Source organism: Streptomyces sp. NPDC016677 (assembly GCF_055562815.1).
The window spans coordinates 24,205-47,965 of the sequence record NZ_JBVHEO010000015.1 but is presented as its reverse complement, the minus strand read 5'-3'; the positions used below and the strand labels follow the sequence as shown (position 1 = coordinate 47,965).

The following is a 23,761-nucleotide window of genomic DNA, read 5'->3' as shown; positions in this document are numbered from 1 at the left end:
CGAGCAACGCGAACCGGCGGCGACGCGTCTTACCAGGGTTACGGGAGGGGCGAAGGCGATAGACATTCCGCGCGCCTTTCCACTTCCCGCGAACCCAAACCCCCTGGGCGGCGTACTTTTTTCGCCTCGGGTTCAGCCTCCGTAGGTACGGACGTAATCGAAGTGTGCGACGGCGCCGGCGGTGTTCAGGGAGACCAGGCCGATGTGCAGCGCCTGTCCGGCGGGGAGCGTCCAGACCCCGGTCCCCGTCCAGTGCGCACCGTCGGTGCTGGTCGCCGCACGGACCTCGGGTTCGTCCCCGGCGGTGTCGGCGTGACAAGCCAGCCGCCTCCACGGCGTCCCGGCCGCGGGGCCGCCGAAGCCGCCTGTCGGGGGCGGGGCGGTGGCCACCCCGACGGTGTCCTCGTCGGGCACGGAGGAAGAGAGGCCGTAGTGCCCGTCCGTGGAGCGGATGCCGGGCGCCCACAGCCGCGAACCATCGTGCCAGGACGGCTGGTCGGCGGGGGTGAACACCTCTCCGGCGTACTCCCAGTGCGCCATGTCGGCGGACTTCAGGAACGGCAGCATCCGCTCACCGGTCTCGCCCCGGGTCTGGAAGACGGGGTTCTGGGTGCCGTAGGCGTACCAGTGAACCGGTCGACGGCGGGGCGGCGGGGAGCAGGGCCGTGAGGACCGCGGCCGTACGGCCGGTTCTTCGGCTCGTGATGTCCACCGGGGCCTTCCTACTCGAAGGAACTCAGCGTGGGGTCGTAGTCCGGGGCACCGATGTCGTACATCGGCGTCATCCAGTGGTAGAAGTTGTCGCCGCGCTCGCGCAGCAGGTCGTACAGGCGGCGCATCATGCGGCGCCGGACACCGGCCAGCTCGGGGTGCTCGTAGCGGTTGGACAGTTCGTGCGGATCGGCGTGCAAGTCGTACAGCTCGTTGACCGACTCGGGGTTGACGACCAGCTTGTAGCGGTCCTCGCGCAGCATCCGCTGCGGGTAGGGGAAGTGATGGCCGTGGAACTCGGCCAGCAACTCGCCCGGCCAGTCAGGGTGTTCACCGCGCACCAGCGGCAGCAGGCTGCGGCTGTCGGTGGCGGGGGCGGGGTCGGCGCCGGCCAGCTCCAGGATGGTGGCGGTGCAGTCGGTGAGCGACACGAACTCCTCCCGGACCTGCGGCTGCTGACCGGGGACGCGGATGATCCCGGGGATGCGGTAGATGTCCTCGTACATCGCCGGGCCCTTGTCGTGCAGCCGGTGGGCGCCGGTGAACTCGCCGTGGTCGGCGGTGAAGAACACGGAGGTGTCGTCGGTGAGGCCGAGTTCGTCGAGGCGGGTGAGGACGCGGCCGATCTGTTCGTCGATGAGGGTGACGTAACCCCAGTAGACGGCGATGAGTTCGCGGGTGACCTCGATCGGCATGGTGTCGAAGGTCCAGTGCGCGCTGTAGTTGCGCTGCACGGGGGGTTTGCCCTCGAAGGTCTCGGCGATGGACGGCGGCAGTTCCACCAGCTCCGGGTCGTACATGTCGTAGTACGCGTCGGGAAGGAGGTAGGGCAGGTGCGGGCCGAAGAAGTGGGTGGCCAGGTAGAAGGGGCGGCCGTCGGCGGCGTACTTGTCGAGTTGCTCGATGGCGCGGGTGGCGAGGTAGTGCTCGAAGGTGGCTTCGACCGGTTGCCGGAGGCGGGCGGCGAGCAGGTTGCCCGGGTTGCCGTTGGGTGTGGTGCCGCGGACGAGATCGGTGATGCGGTACGGCGGCAGCCCCCGCTCCTCCAGGTAGGCGAGGTAGTCCGGGTGGTCGACGGGGTTGTGCCAGCCCGGCAGGTCGGGTCCGTCGAAGCCGTAGGAGGCGGCGTTGCGATGGGTGCCGCCGTGCCATTTCCCGACCAGGCCCAGCTGGTAGTCGCGTGCGGCGAGCGCGGCCGGGAAGGTGAAGGCGTCCTCGCGCAGGTCCTCCAGGTAACCGACGTTGCGTTCGTAGTTGGCGAGGAGGCGGTGGCGGAACGGGGCCTGGCCGGTGAGGAGGCTGGCGCGGGCCGGGGTGCAGATGGCGGTGGGGGTGTAGAAGCGGTCGAAACGGGTGCCGGTGGCCGCCAGCCGGTCCAGGTTCGGGGTGGCGACGTGCGGATTGCCGTAGCAGCCCAGGGTGTCGACCCGGTGCTGGTCGGTCATCAGGAACAGGAGGTTCACGCGCCCGCCTTCGTGTAGAGGCCGGCGGTGTAGAAGGAGTCGGCGGCCGGGGCCTTCTTCAACTGGCCGGTGCTGACGAAGAAGTCACTCATGCCGTCGAGCCACTCGCCGACAGTGCCGTCCTTCGTCTTGGCGACCAGGTCGGCGGTGGTCATGGTCCGCACGTTGGCGGCGTCCTCCTCGACCTTGTCCTCGGAGACCTTGAGCAGCTTCGCGGCCAGCTTGATCGACTCCTCCTTGTGCGCGGCCCGCCAGTCGTTGGCCTCCTGGAGGACCTTGACGACCTTCTCGTTGGTGGCGTCCTCCACCTTGTCGCCCGCGACGAACGCGGTCGGGAAGCTGCCGCCGGTCCTCTCGGTACTGGCCACCTCCCCCAGGTCCGGCACCTTCTCCTTGATGGTCGGGATGAGCGGGTACCAGATGCCGGCCCCGTCGATCTGCCCGGACGCGAACGCGGTGACGATGGTCGTCGCGTCCATCACCACCTTGTCGATGTCGTCCATGGACATACCTGCCTGCCGCAACGCCAGGTTGAGCACCATCTCGCCGGAGGTCCCCTCGGGCACCCCGACCTTCTTGCCCTTGAGGCCGGTGATCGAGGTGATGCCGGGCTGGGCGATGACCCGGTCGGCGTAGGTGAGCGTGTTGATGGCGACGATCTTCGACTTGCCGGACGCGGGCAGCCACATGGCGCCGGGGCCGATGTAGCCGTAGTCGAGGTTGCCGGTGCCGAGGGCCTGGATCTGGATCGGGCCGTTGACGAAGACCTTGTACGAGGCGGAGACGCCGTGCTTCTTCCAGAGGCCCTGGTCGTCGGCGATGGCCAGCAGGCTCGCCCCGTTGTAGTCGGCGATGTAGCCGAACCGTACGGAGGAGCCGTCGCCGCCGGCACCGTCGGAGGAGCCGCACGAGGACACGGAGAGGGACAGCCCCGTTGCGGAGAGTGCTGATATGAAGCCACGTCGAGACATGCTCATGACAGGAGATTCCTCAAGGGTGCGGGTCTTGTTTCCGGGGTGGGGGAAGGTCAGGCGGCCGGGGCCTGGTGGGAGACCGAGTGCCAGACGTCGTTGCGGACGCGGGCGAACTCCGGTGACAGCCGCAGTTCCTCGGTGCGCGGGTACGGCAGGCCGACGTCGATGATCCGGTGGATACGGCCCGGCCGGGCCGCCATGACGATCACCCGGCGGGCCAGGTAGACGGCTTCGTCGACATCGTGCGTGACGAACATGACGGTGCGCTTGTCCCGGGTCCAGGTCTCCAGCAGCTGGTCCTGGAGCTGCACCCGGGCCAGCGCGTCGAGCGCGCCGAACGGCTCGTCCATCAGCAGCACCTCGGGGTCGACGGCGTAGGCCCGGGCGATCGCGCAGCGCTGCTTCATGCCGCCGGACAGCGTCTTGGGCAGCGCGTCCGCGAAGTCGGAGAGCCCGACCAGTTCGATCGCCCGCTCGGCCCGCCGCCGGCGCTCGTCCGCGGGCAGTGAGGCGAGCTTCAGCCCGAACTCGACGTTGCCGCGCACGGTGAGCCAGGGGAAGAGCGCGTACTGCTGGAAGATCACGCCGCGTTCCGGACCGGGCCCGGTGACGTGCGCGCCGTCGACCAGCACCTCGCCCGCCGACGGTTCCACCAGCCCCGCGGCCAGGTTGAGCAGCGTCGACTTGCCGCAGCCCGAGGGGCCGACGACGGTGACGAACTCCTGGTCGCCGATGTCCAGCGACACCCCGTCCAGGGCGGTGAAGTCGCCGCCCTTCATCGGGAACCTGCTCACCACGTCCCGGAAGGAGATCTTCGCGGCGGTCTTCGCCGAAGAGGTGTCCAGGGAGGCGTTCATCGTCGCTCCTGCCATCCGGTCAGTCGTCGTTCGGCGAGCAGCAGCAGCCGGTCCATGAGGAGTCCGATCCCCCCGATGGTGATCAGCCCCACGAAGATGGTCGGGATGTCGTAGTAGGTCTGGGCGTGCATCATCTCGTAGCCCAGACCCTTGTCGGCGGCGATGAGTTCGGCGGCCACCACGGTCCCCCAGGCGGCGCCGAGCCCGATCCGCATGCCGACCAGCAGGAAGGGCGTGGCGGCCGGGATCACCACCTTGAGGAACACCACCCGGTCCGGGGCGCCGAGCACCCGCGCCGCGTTGATGAGCGTCCGGTCCACGCCGATCACACCCTGGAAGGCGGCCACCACACTGGACAGGAAGGCCGCCAGGAAGATGACGAAGACCTTCGGGGTCTCGCCGATGCCCATCAGCACGATGGCCAGCGGGATGATCGCGAGCGGCGGCACGGTCCGGAAGAACTGGACGTACGGCTCCAGCAGGCCGCGCGCCAGCGGGTACCAGCCCATCACGAACCCGACCGGCACGGCGAGCAGGGTGCCGAGGGCGAATCCCAGGAACACGCGGCGCAGACTGGCCAGCGCGTCCGTCGGCAGGGTGCCGTCCTGGACGAGTTCCACGGCCCGGGAGCCCACCGAGAGCGGGCCCGGTACGTCCACCAGCCGGGCCGCGGCGACGACCGCCCACACGGCGACGCCGGCCAGCAGCGCGACGAGGTTGAGCAGCAGCGGGGGCGGGGTGCGCCGGCCCCGGCGGGTGGCGGGTGCGGCGGGTTTCTTGTCGGGTGCGGTGATCACGGCCATGACGGCCTCTGCGGGTACGGCCTCGGCGGGTACGGAGGGTTCACGGTCACTCCAGGGAGTCCGGCGCGGGATAGTGGGTGAGCAGGGGCGATTCGTGCAGGACGAGGGCGATGGCGCCGAGCGCGCCGCCCGCCTCGCCGAGGGTCGCGGCCCGCAGGTCGGCTCTGGGCCGCGAGATCGGCATGAGGTGGGCGAGCAGGGCGCGTTCGACGGAACGGAAGAGGACGGGACCGGCCTCGGCCAGTTCACCGCCGAGCACCGTCACATCGGGGCCGACCGCGTTGCACACCGCGGCGAGCACGGTGCCGACCCGGGTGCCGGCCGTCTCCAGTACGCGGACGGCCGCCGGGTCGTCGGGCAGCGCGGCCAGGAAGGCGGGCAGGTCCGGTGCCGCGCCGTGGGCTTCGAGCACGGCGCCGATGGACGCGACCGTCTCCAGACACCCGTCCTTGCCGCACGAACACCGGCGCCCGTCCGGCTCGGCCGTGATGTGCCCGAACTCGCCGGACAGCCCGTGCGCCCCGCGGTGCAGGGTCCCGCCGGTCACCAGCCCGCCGCCGACCCCGTGCGACAGCCGCAGGTACAGCACGTCCCGCACCCCGGCCGCCGCTCCCCAGGTCGCCTCGGCCAGCGCGGCCAGGCGGGTGTTGTTGTCGACGAGCACGGGAACGCCGAAGCGTTCGCGCAGGAGCACGGGGAGGTCGGCACGGGTGGGGGCGGACGGCCGCTTCCCCTTTCCGGGGGGCGCCGACGGGGCCGCTGACGGGTCGTCCGCGGAGCCTTCTGACAGGTCGTCCACCGGGCCGACCACCCCGACGCCCACGCCGCTGAGCACGCCGAGCCGCAGTGACCCGCCGGCCAGCCGGGCGACCAGGCGCTCGGCCAGGTCGGCCCGCGCCTCCCAGTCCAGGTCGGCGGAGTGCGCCTCGCTCGCCGAACCGATCACTTCGTGCGCCACGTTGACCGCGGCCACGTGCACCGCGCGCCGGGCGAAGTCGACCCCGATCACCTGACCGGCCTCGGGATGCAGGCTCAGCGTCTCGACCGGGCGGCCCCGGCGCCGCTCGGCGGGCGCGGGTGCCGTGGCCACCACGGCACCTCCGTCCATCAGCGCGACGACGATGTCGTACAGCGTCGTACGGGACAGGCCGCTGAGCTTGCCCAACTCGGCGCGGCTGAGCGGGCCGTGCGTGCGCAACAGCCTGAGGACGAGTTCCTCGTGCCCGCGCCGCAGCCGTGCGAGGGGGCCCTGGTGGTCGGATGCCATGCCGTCAGGATGGGGACGCCCCGCTTTAACGTCAACAGCCCGGAAAAAATCCGTGGGGATACTTCACGCGGTCGCAACGGGCCGCAATGTGCCGCAATGATCGGGGGTGCCCCCAAGGTCGGTCCTTGGCCGTTCCCGGGTCGGTGTGCTGGGCCGGTTCAGGCCTCCCGTACGCAGCGGAAGCCGAGGTTGCCGGTGGTGCTGTCGGGGGTGTTGGCGGTGCGGGCCGCGACACGGTAGCGGTTGCAGTACGAGCGGTGGCACAGGTACGAACCGCCGCGCATGACCCGTGAGGTGCCCCGGGCCGGGCCCTTGGGGTTGGTGCGCGGGCGGCTGCCGTGATCGGTGGCCCAGTGGTCCGCGCACCACTCCCAGACATTGCCGGCCACGTTGTACAGCCCGAAGCCGTTGGGCGGATAGGCGTCCACGGGCGCGGTGCCGCGGAAGCCGTCCTCCGCCGTGTTCTTGGTGGGGAAGCGGCCCTGCCAGATGTTGCAGCGGTGTTCCCCGTCCGGCGTCAGTTCGTCGCCCCACGGGTAGCGGGCCTGTTCCAGCCCGCCCCGGGCGGCGTACTCCCATTCGGCCTCGGTGGGCAGCCGGAGGCCGGACCACCGGGCGAAGGCGACCGCGTCGTTCCAGGAGACGTGCACCACGGGATGGGCGGCCCGGTCGTCGGCCGAACTCCCCGGTCCTTCGGGCGCGCGCCAGTGGGCGCCCTCGACACCGCACCACCAAGGGGTCTGCGGCGGCCGGGCCGCGCCGCGGCGCAGGGCCGCGGGGAGGAACCCGGCGAACACGTAGGACCAGCCGAACCGTTCGGCCTCGGTGACATGGCCGGTCGCGTCGACGAAACGGGCGAAGCGCTCGTTGGTCACCGCGTGCGCGTCGATCCAGAACGGCGACACGGTCACCTCGCGGACGGGCCCCTCCCCGTCCGCCGGGAACCCGTCCTTGTCGTCGGTCCCCATGAGGAAGGAACCACCGTCGAGGCGGACCATGCCCTCGGGCGTGGTGCCGGCGTCGACGGCGGGACCGGGGGACGAGTCTGCGGCGTGCGGGGCGGACACCTCGGTGTGCGGGGTGGAGGTCGCGGTGTGCGGGGTGGAGTCCGCGGTGCGCGGGGTGGAGGTCGCGGTGCCCGGCGCCGGCAGCGCGGTGCGCGGACCTCCCGACGGTGGTGCGCAGCAGTTGCCCGGCTCGGCCTCGGACCCCGTCACATGACCTCCCGCCTCGGACCGGTGCATGTGCCGAGGCTACGCCACGGGGGGAGGCGCTCCAGTGGTCCGGGGCGTGGGCCGCAGCCGCTCCGCCTCGTCCGCGGACTGGATCCGCATGCCCGGTCGGCGACGGTGCGCGGTCAGGTACGTCATCCCCTGCGCGCCCGCCTCGACGCCGCGCGTCGCACCGTGCGGCAGCCAGGTCAGGGCACCCGCGCGCAACGGGCGCGGGCCGTCCGCGCACACCAGGGTGCCGTCGCCGCCCAGCACCAGGAGCAGCACGTCGAGATCCGGCTCGGTGTGCGGGGCGACGCGGGCGGCCGGAGGCAGGCGGACCACATTGGCGTCGAGCTGCCGGCCGCTCTCCGTGAGCTTCCACAACGCGCCGGCCGGTGCGTCGTCCAGGGCCGCGAGCGCGGCGGTGTCGCACAGGAACCGGGGGAGGGGCGCGCCCTCACCGTCCTCCGGGGTCGTCATCCGCAGGTCACCGCCTCTCGTCTCCCGGGTCTCGCCCACCGCACATGACTGAAGGCGACCCCTGAAAGCAGAACCTAACATGCGTATTTGATAGCCTCCGCAACGTGCGGCTGACCAAGTTCACCGACCTTGCCCTGCGCTCCGTGATGCGCCTGGCGGTGGTGAGAGACGGAGACGATCCGCTGACCACGCGCGAGGTGGCGGACGTCATGGGCGTGCCCTACACGCACGCGGCCAAAGCCGTCACCCGGCTCCAGCACCTCGGCGTGGTGGAGGCCCGGCGTGGCCGCGGCGGCGGGTTGGCGCTGACCGGCCTCGGGCGCCGGTCCTCCGTGGGGTGGCTGGTCAGGGAGCTGGAAGGGAAGGGCGAGGTCGTCGAGTGCGAGGGTGACGTGCCGTGCCCGCTGCGGGCCGCCTGCCGGCTGCGCGGGGCGCTGCGTGCCGCGCAGGAAGCCTTCTACGCCACCCTCGACCCGCTGACCGTCGCCGACCTGGTGGCCTCGCCGACCGGTCCGGCCCTGATCGCGCTGACGGACCGCCCCTCCGCTTGAGCCGTTCCCGGCAGCGCTGACCGTCACGCTCCACATAATAAAACACGAAGATCATTTACCAATTAAAGGAGTCGCTGTGCTCTCCGAACAGTCCGTCCCCGTGATCCGGGCCACCCTCCCGGCGGTCGGCGCAGCCATCGACGACATCACCCGGCTCTTCTACCGCAAGCTGTTCGCCGCCCATCCGGAACTGCTGAAGGACCTCTTCAACCGGGGCAACCAGGCCAACGGCGACCAGCAGCGGGCCCTCGCCGGATCCATCGCCGCGTTCGCCGGGATGCTCCTGGAACGCCCCGACGACCGCCCGGACGCGCTGCTCTCCAGGATCGCGCACAAACACGCCTCCCTCGGCATCACCCCCGATCAGTACAAGATCGTCCACCGCCATCTGTTCGAGGCGATCGTGGAGGTGCTCGGCGACGCCGTCAGCCCCGAGGCCGGCGCGGCGTGGGACGAGGTCTACTGGCTGATGGCCAACGCGCTGATCGCCGTCGAGGCGCGGCTCTACCAGGAGGCCGAGGTGCCCGAGGGCGATGTCCGGCGGCCCATGGAGATCGTGGCGCGCCGTGAGGAGACCCCCGACGCCGTCTCCTTCCTGCTGCGCCCCGCCGACGGCGGTCCGCTGCGTCCGTTCCGTCCGGGGCAGTACGTCAGCGTTCAGGCCGAACTCCCGGACGGCGCCCGGCAGATACGCCAGTACAGCCTCTCCTCGGCGCCCGGCCGGCCCGAGTGGCGCATCACCGTCAAGCGGGTCCGGGGCGGCGCGGGGCCGGACGGTGAGGTCTCCTCCTGGCTCCACGCCCACGCCCGTGCGGGCGACGTCCTGTCGGTGTCCGCGCCCTTCGGCGACCTGGCGCTGGAGCAGGGCGACGGCCCGCTGCTGCTGGCCTCCGCGGGCATCGGCGTCACGCCCATGGTGGGCATGCTGGACCACCTCGTCACCACCGGCTCGACCCGCCCGCTGACCGTCCTGCACGCCGACCGCACCCCGGCCGACCACGCCCACCGCGACGAACAGCTCTCCCTCGTCCGCGCCCTCCCGGACGCCCGGCTCCACCTTTTCTACGAGGAGCTCGGCGCCCCGGCGCCACAGTCCGCGACGGCCGGCCGGGCCGACCTCGCCGCCGTCGAACTGCCCCCGGGCCTCACCGCCTACCTGTGCGGACCGGTCCCCTTCATGCGGGCCGTCCGCGGTGACCTGCTGCGCCGCGGGGTGCCCGCCGAGGCGATCCACTACGAGGTCTTCGGCCCCGACCTGTGGCTGGGGCGGCAGGAGGAGCCGGCGGTGGCGTAGCGGCCGGGCGGCGGTGTGCCTGACCGGCGGTCAGCGCGGGCCGGTCGGTGGTCGGTATGGGCCGGTCGGTAGGGGCCGGCCGGTGACGTTGTGGTCGGTGACGTTGTGGTCGGTGGCGCGGTCAGGTCGACTCCGGACGGGCGTTTCCGGACCGGCCGGACCAGGCCGCCCAGCGGCCGTCGCGCCGGGCCACCGTGATGGGCCGGCCGAAGCAGGCGGTGAGCCGGTCGTCGGTCAGCACCTCCGCCACCGGCCCCCGGGCCAGGATCCGGCCCTCTCGCAGCAGAAGGGCGTGGCCGACGACCGGGGACAGCTCCTCCAGGTGATGCGTCACCGTCACGGTGGCCAGCCGCGGGCGCCCCTCCGCCAACTGGTGCAGGGCCTCGATGAGGTCCTCCCGGGAGGGCAGGTCCAGGGCGTTGAACGGCTCGTCCAGGAGCAGCAGGGCGGGGTCGGCCATCAGCGCGCGGGCGATCAGGATCCGGGCCCGCTGGCCGCCGGAACACACCCCGTACGGACGGTCCGCCAGTTCCTTGATGCCCATCTCGGCCAGCAGTTCGTGGGCCCGCTGCCGTACCTCGTCGTCGTACATCCGCCACAGCGGCTGCACGGTGCCGGTGTGGCCGGTCAGGACGACCGCGTGCGCCCCGAGATTCTCCGGCACGCGCTGCGCGGAGGAGACGTGGCCGATACGGGCGCGCAGTTCACGGACGTCCACCCGGCCCAGCCGGGCACCCAGGACCTCGACGCTCCCGGTCGTGGGGTGCATCAGCGCGCCCAGCAGCCGCAGCAGGGTCGTCTTGCCGGCGCCGTTGGCGCCCAGCAGCGCCCAGTGCTCCCCAGGTCGCACGGACCAGTCGATGCCGTCCAGGATCACCTGGGCGGTCGTGAAACGGCGGACACTGACGTCCTGGAGGAGGACGACGGCCCTGCCCCGGCCGTCCACCGTGTGCTCCGCTGTCTCCCCGGTCATGCGCGAACTCCTCTCGGCTGCGGACTGCGCCGTCCGTCGGACCACGGTAGGTGTAAACGGCATGTTGTCGCCGGGGTGTCCGAGTCCTGGACGGTCCTGACACGGCCGGTCACGGGGTACCGATCGTGGCCGACGGCGTGCGCCGTCGCGTGGTCCGGTGGAGCCTGGGGAACGTGCAACGCAGGAACGCGCGCCGCGCCGACGGCGCGGACCATGACTCGGGTGCGGGTGCGGGTGCGGGTGCGGGTGCGGGCCCGCGCTCGGGCTCGGGCTCGGATAAGGAGACGGCGCTCGACGCGCTGTACACCACACCGCCGCCCGACTTCGTGGCCCGCCGCGAGGAACTGGCCGCCGAGGCCAGGAAGGCCGGCCGCGCCGAGGACGCCCGTCTGATCAAGGCCGCCCGCCGCCCCACGCTGGCGGCCTGGGCGGCCAACCTCCTGCTGCGCTCCCGACCCCAGGAGTGCGAGCGGCTGCTGGAACTGGGACGCGCCCTGCGCGAGGCCTACCGCACCCTGGACGCCGCCGAGCTGAAGTCGCTGACCGCGCAGCGACGCGTGGTCTCCGCGCTCACCCGGCAGGCCGCCGACCTGGCCGATGCCGCCGGTCACCGGCTGTCCGTCGCGGTCCGACAGGAGGTCGAGTCGACCCTCGGTGCGGTACTGGCCGACCAGGGGGCCGCCGACCGATGGGCCACCGGCCGCCTGCACACCGCCCTCACCCCACCGTCGGTGTTCCCCGCCGACGGACCCGCCGCGCTGGCCCCGGAACGACCGCCGAGGCCACCGGCGACCGAGCGGAAGCGGCGTACGAACACCAAGGACCAACCGGCCGCACGGCGTCGGAGGGAGGCCGCGAGCGAGGTCGTGGACGAACTGGCCGAACGGCGAAGGGTTCGGCGGGAGCGGCTCGCTCGCGCCCGGGAGACGGCCGAGGCGGCGGCCCGGCTCCTGTCCTCCGCGCGCACCGAGGAGGCGGAGGCGGACACCGGCCTCGGACAGGCCCGTGAGCGGCGGGAGGAGGCCCGGCAGCGGGTGTCCGAGGCGGAACAGCGGCTGACCGAGGCCCGCGCCGAGGCCCGGCGGGCCGACCGGGAGCAACGGCAGGCCGAGGAACGGCACCGCACGGCGGCACACGCGCTGACCACGGCCGAACGAGAGGCACGCGAGGCCGAGCGGGCCTTGCGCCGACTGGACCCGAGCGGCGGTTAGGCCACCGTCGCGGTCGATGGTCGCAGGACAGGCCCCGTACTCCACCTGCCCGTGCCCGGCGCGCGTTCCGGCCGCCGGGGTGCCAGCGTGGTCGGCGACGGCGACGGCGACGGCGGCGGCGGCGACGGCGGCGACGGCGGCGGCGGTCCGCCGGGCGGCCGGGCGGCACGGCGGCGCGCGGGGCAGGACGGACACAGGTTCGGAGGAGCGGACGGCCATGGCACGCGCGATCTGGACCGGCGTGATCAGCTTCGGACTGGTCAGCGTGCCGGTCGGCCTGTTCACCGCGACCGAGGACCACACGGTCCACTTCCACCAGCTGCAACGGGGCACCGCCGACCGCATCCGCAACCGGCGCGTCAACGAACGCACCGGCGAGGAGGTGACCTCCAAGGACATCGTCAAGGCCTACGAACTGGCCGAGGGCGAGTACGTCGTCGTCGAGCCCGACGAACTCGACTCGATCGCACCGGGCCGCTCCCAGAGCGTCGACATCACCGACTTCGTCGACCTGGCCGGCATCGAGCCGGTCTACTTCGACCGCACCTATTACGTCGCTCCCCGGGGCAAGGAGTACGAGAAGGTGTACGAACTGCTCCGCGCGGCGCTCGCGGACACGGGCAAGGCCGGCATCGCCACCGTCGTGATGCGAGGCAAGCAGTACCTCACCGCGCTGCGGGCCGAGGCGGAACTGCTGGTCCTGCAGACGCTGCACTGGGCGGACGAGGTGCGCGACCCCCGCAGCGAACTGCCCGGCCTGCCCGAGCGGCGGGCCGGGCGCGGCAAGGAACTGGACATGGCGGTGCGGCTGATCGACGCCATGAGCGGACCGTGGGAGCCGGAGCGGTACCACGACACCTACCAGGACCGGGTCCGCGAGCTGGTACGGGACAAGGCGGCCGGCCGGGAGATCACGGCGGCGGAGGAACCGCCGCAGGCCACCGACGTCGTCGACCTGATGGCAGTCCTGGAGGGAAGCCTCGACCGGGCCCGCGGCGCCGGCCGGAAGCCGAAGGGCGGCTCCGCCGACTCCTCCGGACCCGAGTCCGCCGCGCCCGCCAAGTCCGCCAAGCGCGCCGCGCCCGCCCAGCGCGGTTCAGGCAAGCCGCGTCAGGAGGCGGGCCGGAGCGGGAGCACGGGCAAGCACGAACTGCGTCGGTTGAGCAAGGCGGAGCTGTACCGGAGGGCCACCGAGCAGAACGTCTCCGGCCGCTCCCGCATGAGCCGCGAAGAGCTGATCGACGCGCTGGCCGGCCCTGGACGCCACCGCCGGTCGAAGAGCGCCGCCTGAGCCCTCTGGGCGAGCCAGGGTGTCCGCGGGCCCGGCCGGCGGGCCGCGTACGATCGTTCGGTCCGTCCGGCCCCTCTGTCGTCCTACTTGCCCTCTCCCGGGGCCCCGCCCCCCTCCCGCCCACCCCTCCCCCTGGCCCCCATGCCCGCCCCTTCCGCGCCTCCCCTGCCCGTATCCACCCCTTGACCTCCCAAGGAGCCACCCCGGTGCCCGCCGTCCTGCCGTCGCCTCGAACCGGCCCCCGCCTGCTGGAGTGGGAGCGCCTGGTCCGCATGGAGGACGGCGAACGCCTGCACGCGCTGCTCTGGCGGGCCGGTCCGGGCTGGCGGATGGTCGCCAGCGCCGTGCTGGGCGGCGGGATCGCCGAGCGGACGTGGGTGCTCAACGCCCAGGTGGCCCACGGCTACCGTCGCACCGACCCCGCGCGGCACCTGACCGGCCTGGCCCGTGAGGCCGGCGTCGTGGGACCGGGCGTCGGCCTGATGACCGCCGCCGAGGTGGCCGACCCGGGGTACGCGCGCGACGGCGGAGTGGAAGCCGTGGCGACCGCGGGCGTCTCGGTGCGCGGCTGGGCGGCGTCCCCGGTGGAGGGGGCCGACGGGGCCGGCCCACCGGGAACGATCAACGTCGTCGTCGCCGTCCCGGTCCCGTTGACCGACGCGGCCCTGGTCAACGCGGTGATGACGGCCACCGAGGCCAAGGTGCAGGCGCTGCTGGACGCCGGGTACGACTGTTCCGGCACTCCGACCGACGCCGTGTGCGTAGCGGCCCGCGCGCCGCACGCCGACGTCCCGGCCCATGCCTTCGCGGGGCCCCGCTCCGAGTGGGGCGCCCGGCTGGCCCGGGCCGTCCACCACGCGGTCCTGGCCGCTCTGCGAGAGCGCCCCGAGCCGTCACCCACTACGGTCTCGCGTCTGCCCTGAGACCTGAGGACCCGAGTCTCACGTCTCCCGCACGGGCGCGTACACCTCCGGCCGCAGTCCGAACGTCCATGCCACCCCCTCCCTGGCCGTCCGGGTCGTCGGCGGAACCCGCAGCCAGTACGTGCGCCGGGTGCCGTCCGGTTCCGGTGTGGAGTTGAGGACCTCCACCATCACCACCGGCTCGTCGTCGTCCAGGTCGATCCGCCACAGGACGCCGGTCTCGTCCCGGTCCAACGGGCGCGCACCGGAGTCGGCCAGGTAACGGTCGTAGCCGTAGTGCTCCAGCATGACCCGGCGCAGTTCCGCGTTCTCCTCGGTGCGGATGCGTTCCGGTGTCAACGTCGGCAGTTCGGCCAGGAAATCGGCCGGTACGGGCATGCCCCGCCAGGCGTACAGGGCGAAGCCGTCGGGGAAGGCCAGCGCGGGCCCGTCCCCGCGGTCGAGGCGCCCGGCCTCGTCACGGTGCAGTGCGACGGGGCGCTCACAGACCACCGCCACCTTCGCGAACGGCCACCACCAGCCGGCGTTGCGGGCGACCAGGGCCAGCCCGTCGAGGGGGGCACGGTCCGTGCGGAACGCGGCGAGCCAGGGCGCGTCGTGCTGGCCCAGCACGGCGTCCAGCAGGATCAGACGGATCTCCGCCGCGGCTTCGGTGTCCTCGCCGGCGAGGTCCTCCAGCACGCCGCGGTGTATCCGGTCGACGAGCGACCGTACCGGGTCCCACAGCCGTGCACCCGTCGCGGACCACTGTTCCGACCAGCCGATGGCGCCCAACTCGGCGTGGACCCGGTCGCGTTCCTGCGCCCAGGGCGCGGTGCGCACCGCCTCGCGGACGCTCGGACCGGCGTCCGTCAGGTCCCGCACCAGCCGCACCGCCTCACGGGGCGAGCGCGCCCACAACACGCGCTCGGGGCCGGTCAGTCCGGCCCGCAGGTAGGCCAGCCGTACGCCCTCCTCGGCCGCCGCGCGGTCGGCGGGCACCGTCGCCAGGGCCCGCAGGCGCCAGCGTTCCACATCGTCATCGTCGGCCCGGACGACCGGCTCGACCGGCTCCTCCCCGCCACCGGTCTCCCTCCTCATGACTGCCGGCGTAGTCGTCCCCGGCGCCACGGTCGTCCGCGTCACGCTTCCCCCCGTCCTCATGCCCTGCCCCTCGATCGCTCCGGTCGTCACGGTCGCTCCGGTCGCCTCGGTCGCCCCGGTCGTCACGGTTCCCTCCTCCGCCGTCCCCACCGGTCAGTCCGCGACGATCCGCACCGACCCGGGCACGTACTCCCGTTGCCGAATCACCCGGTACCACCCCTTGGGCAGGGCGATCGTGGCATGCTCCTCGTGGACCACCCGGCCGCCCTCGGGCAGCCGCAGCAGGAACGGGCCGAACGGGCCGGGCTCCCGCACCAGTTCCCCCGGACCGACCACGGCGTGAGCGTGTCCGGTGACCTCGCCGAGGGCCAGGACGAGCCGGCCCTTCGCGTCCCGCGGCTCCTTCGGCGCCCGCCGCACGTGCGGTGGCACCTCCTCGTCCGCGACGGGCACGATCAGCACATCTCCCTGCCGGTACACAGGTGTCCCCTCTCCAGCCGGCGCACGGCGCACCGGCCATGGGAAAAACCGTACGGGCGACCACTGACAACGGGCCGCGGCCGAGACCGCACCCGGCCGATGTCAGTGCCAGTTGGTAGAACTGCTGGCACATCGCCGTACCGCGTCCGATCTCACGTCAGGATCCGTCCGCATGGTCTTCAGTGACACGCTGAACGAGCTGTACCACCTGCCCGTCGTCGACTTCCCCGGTGTGGGAGAGGAGGCCGGACCGCCGGCCACCGAGGCAGTGGCCTGGCGGGTCTCCGCCGGAGGGCCGTACGAAGAGGTGAAGTGGCCGGACGCCTTCGCGCGGTTCTGCTCCGCGGTGGACGCCGACCGCGTTCGCGCCCTGGTCGTCGGCCCCTGGGACTCCCCGACACGCTGCGGGCCCGACGAGGTCATCGACGCGCTGCTGGCCGCCCGGGACCGGCTGCCCGCCCTGCGCGCGCTCTTCCTCGGTGACATGGACCTCATGACCAGCGAGCTGTCCTGGATCAAGCAGACCGACGTCACCCCGTTGCTGAACGGCTTCCCCGAACTGGAGGAGTTCGGGGTCCGCGGCTCGGACGGCTTGGAGTGGCACGTGGCACGGCACGACCGGCTGCGCCGCCTGGTCGTGGAGTCCGGAGGACTGCCGGCCACCGTGGTCCGGGGCATCGCAGCGAGCGAACTGCCCGCCCTGGAACACCTCGACGTGTGGCTGGGCACCTCCTGGTACGGCGCCGACTCCCAACCGGCGGACGTCGCGCCGATCCTGGAGGGCAGCCGCCTGCCCCGGCTGCGGCACCTGGCGCTGCGCGACAGCGAGATCCAGGACGCCATCGCGGTGGCCGCCGCCTCCGCGCCCGTCGTCGCCCAGTTGGAGGTGCTCGACCTGAGCATGGGCACCCTGGGCGACGAGGGCGCCGCCGCCCTGCTCGCCGGCCGGCCGCTCACCCACCTGAAGAAGCTCGACCTGCACCACCATTACATCGGTGAGGAACTGCAAGAACGCATACGCCGCACCATCGCCGCCGAGGGTGTCGACGTCGACCTGAGCGAGGACCGCACCGAGGACGACAAGAACGAGGACGGCACGGTCGCCCGTTTCGTCGCAGCCGGGGAGTGACCAGGAATGTCGTACTACTACCCCTCCCACCTCACCGTCTTCCACGGCCTGCCCGTCCATGACTTCCCGACCGAGCCGGACAAGGCCGCTCGCAAGCCACCGCCCGCACCCGGCTCGGTGGCCTGGCGGATCGACTGCGCCTTCGGAGAGGACCTCTTCCACACGGTGTGGGGCCGGTTCCGCGACGAGGTGCGCACCGAGGAGGTCACCGCGCTCGTCATCGGCCCCTGGTGGATCGACTACGACGAGGAGGGCATCGGCCCGGTCCTGGACCTGATCACCGCCGACGCCCACCGGTTCCCCGCGTTGCGGGCCGTGTTCCTCGCGGACGTGGAGTCAGAGGAGTCCGAGATCTCCTGGATCAAGCAGAGCGAGGTGACCCGGCTGCTGCGCGCCTTCCCGCGACTGACCGAGCTGGGGCTGCGCGGCGCGGAGGACCTGGTGGTGGAGCCGCTGCTCCACGACGGCCTGCGCACCCTGCGCGTCGAGTCCGGCGGCCTGTCCCGGGAGTGCGTGCGGGGACTGAGCGCCTGCGCGTTCCCGAACCTGGAACGGATGGACCTCTGGCTGGGCACCAGCTGGTACGGCGGTGACTGCCGCCGCGAGGACATCGACGCGCTCCTGGCCGGACTGGCCCACTCTCCCGGACTGCGCCACCTGGGTCTGCAGAACAGTGACATCCAGAACGACGTCGCGGCGGCGGTGGCCGCCGCACCCGTCGTCGCACGCCTGGACTCGCTCGACCTGAGCATGGGTGCCCTGGACGACGAAGGGGGCGAAGCCCTGCTCTCCGGCCAGCCCCTCACTCACCTGGGCGCGCTGAACCTCAACCACCACTTCTTGAGCGAGCCAGTGGTCCGGCGGCTGCGTCAGTCCCTGGAGCCGCACGACGTGTGCCTCACCCTCAAACCCGCCTCCCACCAGGACGGACGGGAACGCTATGTCGCGGTCTCGGAGTGACACCCGCCCCCGCCTCGCGGTCGTGGGCAACCCCGAGAACCGGCGGGTGACGCTGTTCGCCGCGGCGGCGACCGCGGCCGGCCTGCCCGCACCGCGCGTCGTGCCCTGGACGGAGGTACTGCGCACGGGCGGAGCGGTCTTCGCCCCGGACGAGACCGTCCGGATCGACTCGCCCGGCGAGCACCCGGGCGTCGACCGCGAACTGCGCGGCGTCCACGACCCCACCCGGGTCGAGGGCTCGGCCCGCTGGTACACGCGCTTCCTGACGGCCGTGCGCGGCCTGGAGGGCGGGCTGCGCCTCGACGATCAGGACGAACTGGCCGTCCTGTTCGACAAACGCCGCTGCCACGCGGTCCTCGACGCGGCGGGTGTCCCGGTGCCGTTCTCACCGACCTCAGCGGCGCCCACCTCGCCGACTCCAGCGGTCCACGGCTGGGACGACGTACGACGGCTGATGGGTGAACACCGGATGCCGCGGCTGTTCGTGAAGCTCGCGCACGGCTCGTCGGCGTCCGGCGTGCTCGCCGTGGAGGCCTCGCCGAGAGGCCGCGTCCGGGCCACCACCTCGGTCGAACTCTCCCCGGACGGCAAGCTGTTCAACTCCCTCGCCGTGCGGCGTTACGAGCGCGAGTCCGACGTGGCCGCCATCGTCGACACCCTGGCTCCCGACGGGCTGCACCTGGAACGGTGGGTGCCGAAGGCGTCGCAGGGCGGCCGGGCGGCCGATCTGCGGGTCGTCGTGGTCGCCGGGCGAGCCACGCACGCGGTGGTCCGCACCAGTACCTCGCCGATGACCAACCTGCACCTCGGCGGCGCCCGTGGCGATCTCGACGCGGCCCGGGACGCGGTGGAGACGGCGGGCGCGTCCTGGGCCGAGGCGCTCGCGGTGTGCGAACGGGCCGCGGCCTGTTTCCCCCGTACTCTCTGCGTCGGCGTCGACCTGCTGCCGGTCACCGGATGGCGGCGGTTCGTGGTCTGCGAGGTCAACGCCTTCGGTGACCTGCTGCCCGGTCTGACGGGCCTGCCCGGAAGCGGCGCCGAGGGCCTCGACACCTACGCCGCCCAGGTCGCCGCAGTCCTGCGGACGGCCGCCCCAGGCCACCAGTACCCGTACCCGTACAGAACGGAACAGCACCATGTCAGGCCCTGACCGGCGTCGAGTCCACCCCGAGCCGACCGTCGAACCCGGCGGTACGACCGGCCCCGGTACGACCAGACCCGGTACGACCGGAACCGGTACGGCCGAGCCCAGTACGACCGCACCCGACATGAACGAGATCGTCGGCAGTCACGACCTGCTCCTCGTCACCCTCGACACCCTGCGCCACGATGTCGCCGCCGAGCTCGCCGCGGCGGGCCGTATCCCGCACCTCGCCCGGCATCTGCCCGGCGGACGCTGGGAGAAGCGGCATGCCCCAGGGAGCTTCACCTACGCCTCCCACCAGGCGATCTTCGCCGGGTTCCTGCCCACTCCGGCGGCCCCCGGACCCCATCCACGCCTGTTCGCGGCGAGCTTCGCCGGCAGTGAGACCACCGCCGACCGCACCTGGGTCTACGACACCCCTGACCTCGTCTCCGGCCTCGCCGGGGCCGGGTACCACACGGTGTGCGTCGGGGGAGTGGGCTTCTTCAACAAGCGGGGCCCGCTGGGCTCGGTGCTGCCGGGCATGTTCCACGAGTCCCACTGGGAGCCGGAGTTCGGTGTCACCTCACCCACCTCCTTCGAGCACCAGATCACGCGCGCCGAGCAGGTGGTGCGCGAACTCCCGCCCGACAAGAGGCTGTTCCTCTTCGTCAACGTCTCCGCCCTGCACCAGCCCAACTGGTTCCACCTGCCCGGCGCCACCCGTGACGCCGGAGACACCCGCGAGACACACGCCGCCGCCCTGGAGTACGTGGACCGGCACATGGGCCGCCTGTTCGCCGCCGCGAGCAGCAGGCGCCCGTGTTTCGCGATCGTCTGCTCCGACCACGGCACGGCCTACGGCGACGACGGCTACACCGGCCACCGCCTCGGCCACGAGTCGGTGTGGACCGTGCCCTACGCCCACTTCGTCCTGGAACCCGATACGCAAGAGACTCCCGAATCCCCGGGAAACCCCGAACCCCCCGAGCACGCCCCCGCCGGAGCCCTCCGATGACCACCGCCCCCGTCCCCGCCGCCACCGCAACCACCCCTGCCCCTGCCCCTGCCTCAGCCCCTGCCCCTGCCCCTGCCCCAGCCCCTGCCCCAGCCCTCCGGCCCGCCGACCAGGACTCGAGCCCTTACCAGCACTACGTCTACGCCTACCCCCACAAGACCGCCTACCGGCGCCTGGCCGGCCGCCCGGCGCTGCGTTCCCTGTGGGCGGCCGAACCCAAGGACGCCCTCTCCCTCTACCTGCACATCCCGTTCTGCGAGATCCGCTGCGGCTTCTGTAACCTCTTCACCCGTATCGGTGCCCCGGACGGCCTGACGACCGCCTACCTGGACGCCCTGGAACGGCAGGCCACCGCGGTACGGGACGCGCTCGGCGACACCGCCCCGGTCCGGTTCGCCACCGCTGCCTTCGGCGGCGGCACCCCCACCTTCCTCACCGCCGCCGAACTCCAGCGCCTGTGCGACATAGCCGAACACCGCATGGGCGCCGACCTCACCGCCGTACCCCTGTCGGTCGAGGCGTCGCCCGCCACCGCCACCGCCGACCGGCTCGAAGTCCTCGCCCAACGCGGCACCACCCGGCTGAGCCTGGGTGTGCAGAGCTTCGACGACACCGAGGCCCGGGCCGCCGTACGCCCCCAGCGCCGCGCGGACGTCGAGGCGGCCCTCGGCCGCGTCCGCGACGCCCGCATACCGGTCCTCAACATCGACCTCATCTACGGCATCGACGGCCAGACCGAGACGACCTGGCTGCGCTCGCTGGACGCGGCCCTGGCCTGGCGGCCCGAGGAGCTGTACCTCTACCCCCTCTACGTCCGCCCCCTGACCGGCCTCGGCCGGCGTGCCGGCGACCCCGACCCCGCCTGGGACGCCCAGCGCCTGCGCCTGTACCGCGCCGGACGCGACCATCTCCTCGCGCACGGCTACGAGCAGCGGTCCATGCGCATGTTCCGCCGCGCGGACGCCGCACCGCAGGGCGCCGACGACTACGCCTGCCAGACCGACGGCATGATCGGCCTGGGCTGCGGAGCCCGCTCGTACACCGCCGGGCTGCACTACTCCTTCGACTACGCCGTCGGCATGCACGAGATCCGCGCGATCATCGACGACTACGTCTCCCGTCCCGCCGCGGACTTCGCGCACGCCGAGTACGGCCGCCGCATCGACGCGGGTGAAGCCCGCCGCCGGCATCTGCTCCAGTCGCTGCTCCAGGCCGACGGCCTCGACACCGCCGACTACCGAGCCCGCTTCGGCCGTACGCCGCGGGACGACTTCGCCGCCGAACTCGACCGGTTCGCCGACCGCGGCTGGCTGGCCGGCGACAGCACCCCGGGCACGGTCCTGCGGCTGACCCCGGAGGGCCTGGCCCACTCCGACGCGATCGGACCCGAGCTGTTCTCCCCGGCGGTACGGGCCGCCATGGCCGCCTACGAACGGAAGTGACCGACGCGCCATGGACCTGACCGTGCTCTACCGCGGCCCCCTCGCCTCCTGCGACTACGACTGCCCGTACTGCCCCTTCGCCAAGCGGCGCGACAGCCGCGAGCAGCTCCGCGCCGACCGGGCGGCCCTGGAGCGGTTCGCCGGGTGGGCGGCGGACAGCACCGACGACCGGCTGTCGGTGCTGTTCACCCCCTGGGGCGAGGGCCTGACGCGCTCCTGGTACCGGCGTACCCTGACCGAGCTGTCGCACCTGCCGCACATCCGCCGGGTGGCGATCCAGACCAACCTCAGCTGCCGCACCGACTGGCTCGCCGACGCCGACCCCGGCACCCTCGCCCTGTGGTGCACGTACCACCCCGGGCAGACCCCGTACGACCGCTTCCTGGCCAAGTGCCGGGACCTGGCCGCCCGCGAGGTGCGGTTCAGCGTCGGTGTCGTCGGACTCCCCGAGCACCTCGACGCGGCCCGCCGGCTCCGCGCCGACCTGCCCGGCCACGTCTACCTGTGGATCAACGCCGCCGAGGGCCACACCTACGACGACGCCCAGGCGGCGACCTGGACCGCCCTGGACCCGCTCTTCCCCTACAGCCGCCACCCCCACACCAGCGCGGGCCTGCCCTGCCGCACGGGCGAGTCGGTCATCTCGGTCGACGGCGACGGCACGGTGCGCCGCTGCCACTTCGTCCGCGCCGAACTGGGCAACCTGTACGACGGTTCCTACCGGGCGGCCCTGCGCCCGCGCCCCTGCCCGCTCGCCGTCTGCGACTGCCACATCGGCTACGTGCACCTGGAGACGCTGCCCCTGTACGACGTCTTCGCCGGCGGCGTCCTGGAACGGGTGCCCGCCGCGCCCCGCCCCCGGGCCCTGTCGCCCCAGGCCCTCGATGTCACGTCAGGTGTCACGTCAGGTCGATCAGCCGGTCCAGGGACGTGCCGTCCGCCCAGCGACGCAGCAGCGCACCGTCCATGAGGCGGATGCCGGTCCGGTGCCGGGCCCAGCGCGCGTCCCGGGCGCTGAAGGTGCCGCGGTGCACGATCAGCAGGACCGGCGGTCCGGCGTCCGCGCGGCGGGACAGGGAGACGGGCGGGTCCTCGTCGGGCAGCGGCTCGGCGACGGGACGGAACGCCACCTCCAGCCGGTGGCCCCGGGGATGGCGCGCCCGCACCCGGGGCCGCACCCGCTCACCGGAAGGCGGCCGGACCGACCAGCCGTCCCGGCGCAGCATGCGGGTGACGGCGAGCGCGAGGCCCTCCGTGTCCAGGCCGGCGATCTCCTCCGCCGTGTAGCGGCCGCGGCGGCGCCGGGCCGGCGGACGCAGCCGCCCGGCGACGACCGGTACGACGACCGCCACGAGTGCCAGGAACGCGAGCGGCACCACGACGCCCAGGGAGCGGTAGCCCGCAGCGAGCCCCGCGACCCCGGCGCACAGCACCAGGACCAGCCCGGTCAGCGCTGGGAGCACTTCCCGGAACTCCGGCCCGTGCCGCCCCTGTGCCCGCAACAGCCGTACCGTTTCCCGGTGTCGGTCCCGGCGGGACCCGCGTCGACCGGTCGTGCCGCGCCACATTGCCACCGGAGCCGCCCCCCGCCCCTGCCCCCGCCCGCGCTCCCTGCCCGTGCGGGCACACGAGCCAGGCATACCCTTCCGGGGCCGACGGTCCCCGGTGCGGCGCGGTTTCGGTCAGGTTTCGGCCGAAACAGTCGTGGGGGCGGGCGTTTGCGCGCGGAGCGAGGGGCAAACCGGAGTCCATGACTGAACCGAACAACGACACGAACCAGAAGCCGGACGCCCAGCCCGGCGGCCAGTCCGACACCAAGCCCGACACCCAGCCCGGAACCAAGTCCGACGCCACGAAGGCGAAGGCGACCGCAGCGGCCAAGGCCCGGCAGGGCGCCGACAAGGCGACGGCTCCCGCCGCACGGACCGCCAAGGACGCCGCGAGCAAGGCCGGTGATGTCGCGTCAGCGGCCGGCTCCGGCGCGGAACGCGCGGCCAGTGTGGCGACGGGCGCCGCCCAGAGCGCGGCCAAGAGCGTCGAGGCGGGCCGCCAGGCCGTCATCGCGACCACGGGTCAGGTCGCCGGCGCCGCCCGGACGGCCTGGACGGTCATCGCCCACCGCAAGTTCGTCGCCGCCGGTGTGGGCGCGGGCCTGACCGCGCTGACCGCCGCCTCCTACGCGGTCGGCCGCCGCTCGGCCCAGCACACCCACGGCCCCGTCACCCGCCTCACGGGCGGACGGATCTGACCTGACCTGACCTCCGGACCGGTACGGCCACGCACGACGGCGGACGACGGCGGACGACTGCACACGACGGCGGACGAACTGCGACGAAGCGACGCCCGTGCGCCCGTCACACCGCTCGCCGCAGGCACGCAGGCACGCAGGCACGCAGGCACGCAGGTTCGGGGTGATGTCCCTGGGCAGGCGTCCCGCGGCATGATCGTCACCGAGGCGTCGCGATCGGCGGGACGCCCGGCCGGCCGGCGCGCGGGCGACACCAGCAACTGCCG

General features: G+C 72.9%; 24 protein-coding genes. 12 read left to right on the top strand and 12 right to left on the bottom strand.

Going from position 1 to position 23,761, the window contains the following annotated elements:
• Nucleotides 1–132 precede the first annotated feature (132 nt).
• The 8 genes from ACZ3IG_RS29310 to ACZ3IG_RS29275 all read right to left on the bottom strand — a co-directional run bounded on the left by ACZ3IG_RS29310 (nucleotide 133) and on the right by ACZ3IG_RS29275 (nucleotide 7,769).
• Entirely contained in the window at nucleotides 133–789 is a 657-nt protein-coding gene (locus ACZ3IG_RS29310) for a family 43 glycosylhydrolase (protein WP_467435946.1), read from the bottom strand.
• Nucleotides 723–2,174, bottom strand: coding sequence for a sulfatase-like hydrolase/transferase (locus ACZ3IG_RS29305; RefSeq protein WP_467435814.1), 1,452 nt, complete (start codon nucleotides 2,172–2,174; stop codon nucleotides 723–725). The genes ACZ3IG_RS29310 and ACZ3IG_RS29305 overlap by 67 nt, the downstream gene beginning before the upstream one ends.
• Entirely contained in the window at nucleotides 2,171–3,151 is a 981-nt protein-coding gene (locus ACZ3IG_RS29300) for an aliphatic sulfonate ABC transporter substrate-binding protein (RefSeq protein ID WP_467435812.1), read from the bottom strand. The genes ACZ3IG_RS29305 and ACZ3IG_RS29300 overlap by 4 nt, the downstream gene beginning before the upstream one ends.
• A gap of 50 nt (nucleotides 3,152–3,201) precedes the next feature.
• Complete coding sequence (locus tag ACZ3IG_RS29295) at nucleotides 3,202–4,005, bottom strand: ABC transporter ATP-binding protein (protein ID WP_467435811.1); 804 nt, start codon at nucleotides 4,003–4,005, stop codon at nucleotides 3,202–3,204.
• The gene (locus ACZ3IG_RS29290) at nucleotides 4,002–4,808 is read right to left on the bottom strand and encodes an ABC transporter permease (protein ID WP_467435810.1); all 807 of its coding nucleotides are present in this window, start codon (nucleotides 4,806–4,808) and stop codon (nucleotides 4,002–4,004) included. The genes ACZ3IG_RS29295 and ACZ3IG_RS29290 overlap by 4 nt, the downstream gene beginning before the upstream one ends.
• Nucleotides 4,809–4,854: 46 nt before the next feature.
• Entirely contained in the window at nucleotides 4,855–6,075 is a 1,221-nt protein-coding gene (locus ACZ3IG_RS29285) for an ROK family protein (protein WP_467435808.1), read from the bottom strand.
• Between the two features lie 158 nt (nucleotides 6,076–6,233).
• Complete coding sequence (locus ACZ3IG_RS29280) at nucleotides 6,234–7,073, bottom strand: formylglycine-generating enzyme family protein (RefSeq protein WP_467435945.1); 840 nt, start codon at nucleotides 7,071–7,073, stop codon at nucleotides 6,234–6,236.
• 255 nt (nucleotides 7,074–7,328) lie between these two features.
• Nucleotides 7,329–7,769: a hypothetical protein gene (locus ACZ3IG_RS29275; RefSeq protein ID WP_467435807.1), complete on the bottom strand. Its 441-nt coding sequence runs from the start codon at nucleotides 7,767–7,769 to the stop codon at nucleotides 7,329–7,331.
• 104 nt (nucleotides 7,770–7,873) lie between these two features.
• On the opposite strand from ACZ3IG_RS29275, the gene nsrR reads away from it, so the two are divergent.
• Together nsrR and ACZ3IG_RS29265 are read left to right on the top strand one after the other, a co-directional pair.
• Entirely contained in the window at nucleotides 7,874–8,320 is a 447-nt protein-coding gene (nsrR, locus tag ACZ3IG_RS29270; RefSeq protein ID WP_467435806.1) for a nitric oxide-sensing transcriptional repressor NsrR, read from the top strand.
• Nucleotides 8,321–8,396: 76 nt separating this feature from the next.
• On the top strand, nucleotides 8,397–9,614 hold the full coding sequence (locus ACZ3IG_RS29265) for a globin domain-containing protein (protein WP_467435805.1): 1,218 nt from the start codon (nucleotides 8,397–8,399) through the stop codon (nucleotides 9,612–9,614).
• Nucleotides 9,615–9,735: 121 nt separating this feature from the next.
• Here ACZ3IG_RS29265 and ACZ3IG_RS29260 read toward each other — a convergent pair whose 3' ends face one another.
• A complete protein-coding gene (locus ACZ3IG_RS29260) occupies nucleotides 9,736–10,587 on the bottom strand; it encodes an ABC transporter ATP-binding protein (protein WP_467435804.1) in 852 nt (283 codons plus the stop codon).
• A 173-nt stretch (nucleotides 10,588–10,760) separates the two neighbouring features.
• Here ACZ3IG_RS29260 and ACZ3IG_RS29255 point away from each other — a divergent pair, with 173 nt between their 5' ends.
• The 3 genes from ACZ3IG_RS29255 (at nucleotide 10,761) to ACZ3IG_RS29245 (ending at nucleotide 14,012) form a co-directional block, all read left to right on the top strand.
• Entirely contained in the window at nucleotides 10,761–11,798 is a 1,038-nt protein-coding gene (locus ACZ3IG_RS29255; RefSeq protein ID WP_467435803.1) for a hypothetical protein, read from the top strand.
• A gap of 217 nt (nucleotides 11,799–12,015) precedes the next feature.
• Nucleotides 12,016–13,089, top strand: coding sequence for a non-homologous end joining protein Ku (gene ku, locus ACZ3IG_RS29250; RefSeq protein ID WP_467435801.1), 1,074 nt, complete (start codon nucleotides 12,016–12,018; stop codon nucleotides 13,087–13,089).
• A 206-nt stretch (nucleotides 13,090–13,295) separates the two neighbouring features.
• Complete coding sequence (locus ACZ3IG_RS29245; protein WP_467435800.1) at nucleotides 13,296–14,012, top strand: adenosylcobinamide amidohydrolase; 717 nt, start codon at nucleotides 13,296–13,298, stop codon at nucleotides 14,010–14,012.
• An 18-nt stretch (nucleotides 14,013–14,030) separates the two neighbouring features.
• Here the strand turns inward: ACZ3IG_RS29245 and ACZ3IG_RS29240 are convergent, their stop codons facing one another.
• Nucleotides 14,031–15,092: a DUF6745 domain-containing protein gene (locus ACZ3IG_RS29240; RefSeq protein ID WP_467435798.1), complete on the bottom strand. Its 1,062-nt coding sequence runs from the start codon at nucleotides 15,090–15,092 to the stop codon at nucleotides 14,031–14,033.
• Between the two features lie 156 nt (nucleotides 15,093–15,248).
• Nucleotides 15,249–15,575 carry a hypothetical protein gene (locus tag ACZ3IG_RS29235; protein ID WP_467435796.1) on the bottom strand — a complete coding sequence of 109 codons (327 nt, stop codon included), beginning with the start codon at nucleotides 15,573–15,575 and terminating at the stop codon, nucleotides 15,249–15,251.
• A 172-nt stretch (nucleotides 15,576–15,747) separates the two neighbouring features.
• On the opposite strand from ACZ3IG_RS29235, the gene ACZ3IG_RS29230 reads away from it, so the two are divergent.
• The 6 genes from ACZ3IG_RS29230 (at nucleotide 15,748) to ACZ3IG_RS29205 (ending at nucleotide 22,217) form a co-directional block, all read left to right on the top strand.
• The gene (locus tag ACZ3IG_RS29230; protein WP_467435794.1) at nucleotides 15,748–16,704 is read left to right on the top strand and encodes an STM4015 family protein; all 957 of its coding nucleotides are present in this window, start codon (nucleotides 15,748–15,750) and stop codon (nucleotides 16,702–16,704) included.
• A gap of 6 nt (nucleotides 16,705–16,710) precedes the next feature.
• Nucleotides 16,711–17,664 (top strand): STM4015 family protein, encoded by a 954-nt coding sequence (locus ACZ3IG_RS29225; protein ID WP_467435792.1) that lies wholly within the window; start codon nucleotides 16,711–16,713, stop codon nucleotides 17,662–17,664.
• Nucleotides 17,645–18,814 (top strand): STM4014 family protein, encoded by a 1,170-nt coding sequence (locus tag ACZ3IG_RS29220; protein WP_467435791.1) that lies wholly within the window; start codon nucleotides 17,645–17,647, stop codon nucleotides 18,812–18,814. The genes ACZ3IG_RS29225 and ACZ3IG_RS29220 overlap by 20 nt, the downstream gene beginning before the upstream one ends.
• 118 nt (nucleotides 18,815–18,932) lie before the next feature.
• Complete coding sequence (locus tag ACZ3IG_RS29215; RefSeq protein ID WP_467435944.1) at nucleotides 18,933–19,805, top strand: STM4013/SEN3800 family hydrolase; 873 nt, start codon at nucleotides 18,933–18,935, stop codon at nucleotides 19,803–19,805.
• A complete protein-coding gene (locus tag ACZ3IG_RS29210) occupies nucleotides 19,802–21,247 on the top strand; it encodes an STM4012 family radical SAM protein (protein ID WP_467435790.1) in 1,446 nt (481 codons plus the stop codon). The genes ACZ3IG_RS29215 and ACZ3IG_RS29210 overlap by 4 nt, the downstream gene beginning before the upstream one ends.
• A 10-nt stretch (nucleotides 21,248–21,257) precedes the next feature.
• Entirely contained in the window at nucleotides 21,258–22,217 is a 960-nt protein-coding gene (locus ACZ3IG_RS29205; protein ID WP_467435789.1) for an STM4011 family radical SAM protein, read from the top strand.
• Here the strand turns inward: ACZ3IG_RS29205 and ACZ3IG_RS29200 are convergent.
• Nucleotides 22,147–22,710: a hypothetical protein gene (locus ACZ3IG_RS29200; RefSeq protein WP_467435788.1), complete on the bottom strand. Its 564-nt coding sequence runs from the start codon at nucleotides 22,708–22,710 to the stop codon at nucleotides 22,147–22,149. The two genes, ACZ3IG_RS29205 and ACZ3IG_RS29200, sit on opposite strands and share 71 nt — an antisense overlap.
• Before the next feature lie 287 nt (nucleotides 22,711–22,997).
• Between ACZ3IG_RS29200 and ACZ3IG_RS29195 the strand changes: the two genes are divergently transcribed.
• A complete protein-coding gene (locus tag ACZ3IG_RS29195; protein ID WP_467435787.1) occupies nucleotides 22,998–23,495 on the top strand; it encodes a hypothetical protein in 498 nt (165 codons plus the stop codon).
• Nucleotides 23,496–23,761: the final 266 nt, after the last annotated feature.

Coding starts and splice junctions, on each gene's coding strand:
- ACZ3IG_RS29300 (WP_467435812.1), bottom strand. CDS start 3,151: ATGAGCATGTCTCGACGTGGCTTCATATCAGCACTCTCCGCAACGGGG.
- ACZ3IG_RS29295 (WP_467435811.1), bottom strand. CDS start 4,005: ATGAACGCCTCCCTGGACACCTCTTCGGCGAAGACCGCCGCGAAGATC.
- ACZ3IG_RS29290 (WP_467435810.1), bottom strand. CDS start 4,808: ATGGCCGTGATCACCGCACCCGACAAGAAACCCGCCGCACCCGCCACC.
- ACZ3IG_RS29285 (WP_467435808.1), bottom strand. CDS start 6,075: ATGGCATCCGACCACCAGGGCCCCCTCGCACGGCTGCGGCGCGGGCAC.
- ACZ3IG_RS29280 (WP_467435945.1), bottom strand. CDS start 7,073: ATGGTCCGCCTCGACGGTGGTTCCTTCCTCATGGGGACCGACGACAAG.
- ACZ3IG_RS29275 (WP_467435807.1), bottom strand. CDS start 7,769: ATGACGACCCCGGAGGACGGTGAGGGCGCGCCCCTCCCCCGGTTCCTG.
- ACZ3IG_RS29260 (WP_467435804.1), bottom strand. CDS start 10,587: ATGACCGGGGAGACAGCGGAGCACACGGTGGACGGCCGGGGCAGGGCC.
- ku (WP_467435801.1), top strand. CDS start 12,016: ATGGCACGCGCGATCTGGACCGGCGTGATCAGCTTCGGACTGGTCAGC.
- ACZ3IG_RS29240 (WP_467435798.1), bottom strand. CDS start 15,092: ATGAGGAGGGAGACCGGTGGCGGGGAGGAGCCGGTCGAGCCGGTCGTC.
- ACZ3IG_RS29230 (WP_467435794.1), top strand. CDS start 15,748: ATGGTCTTCAGTGACACGCTGAACGAGCTGTACCACCTGCCCGTCGTC.
- ACZ3IG_RS29225 (WP_467435792.1), top strand. CDS start 16,711: ATGTCGTACTACTACCCCTCCCACCTCACCGTCTTCCACGGCCTGCCC.
- ACZ3IG_RS29220 (WP_467435791.1), top strand. CDS start 17,645: ATGTCGCGGTCTCGGAGTGACACCCGCCCCCGCCTCGCGGTCGTGGGC.
- ACZ3IG_RS29215 (WP_467435944.1), top strand. CDS start 18,933: ATGAACGAGATCGTCGGCAGTCACGACCTGCTCCTCGTCACCCTCGAC.
- ACZ3IG_RS29210 (WP_467435790.1), top strand. CDS start 19,802: ATGACCACCGCCCCCGTCCCCGCCGCCACCGCAACCACCCCTGCCCCT.
- ACZ3IG_RS29205 (WP_467435789.1), top strand. CDS start 21,258: ATGGACCTGACCGTGCTCTACCGCGGCCCCCTCGCCTCCTGCGACTAC.
- ACZ3IG_RS29195 (WP_467435787.1), top strand. CDS start 22,998: ATGACTGAACCGAACAACGACACGAACCAGAAGCCGGACGCCCAGCCC.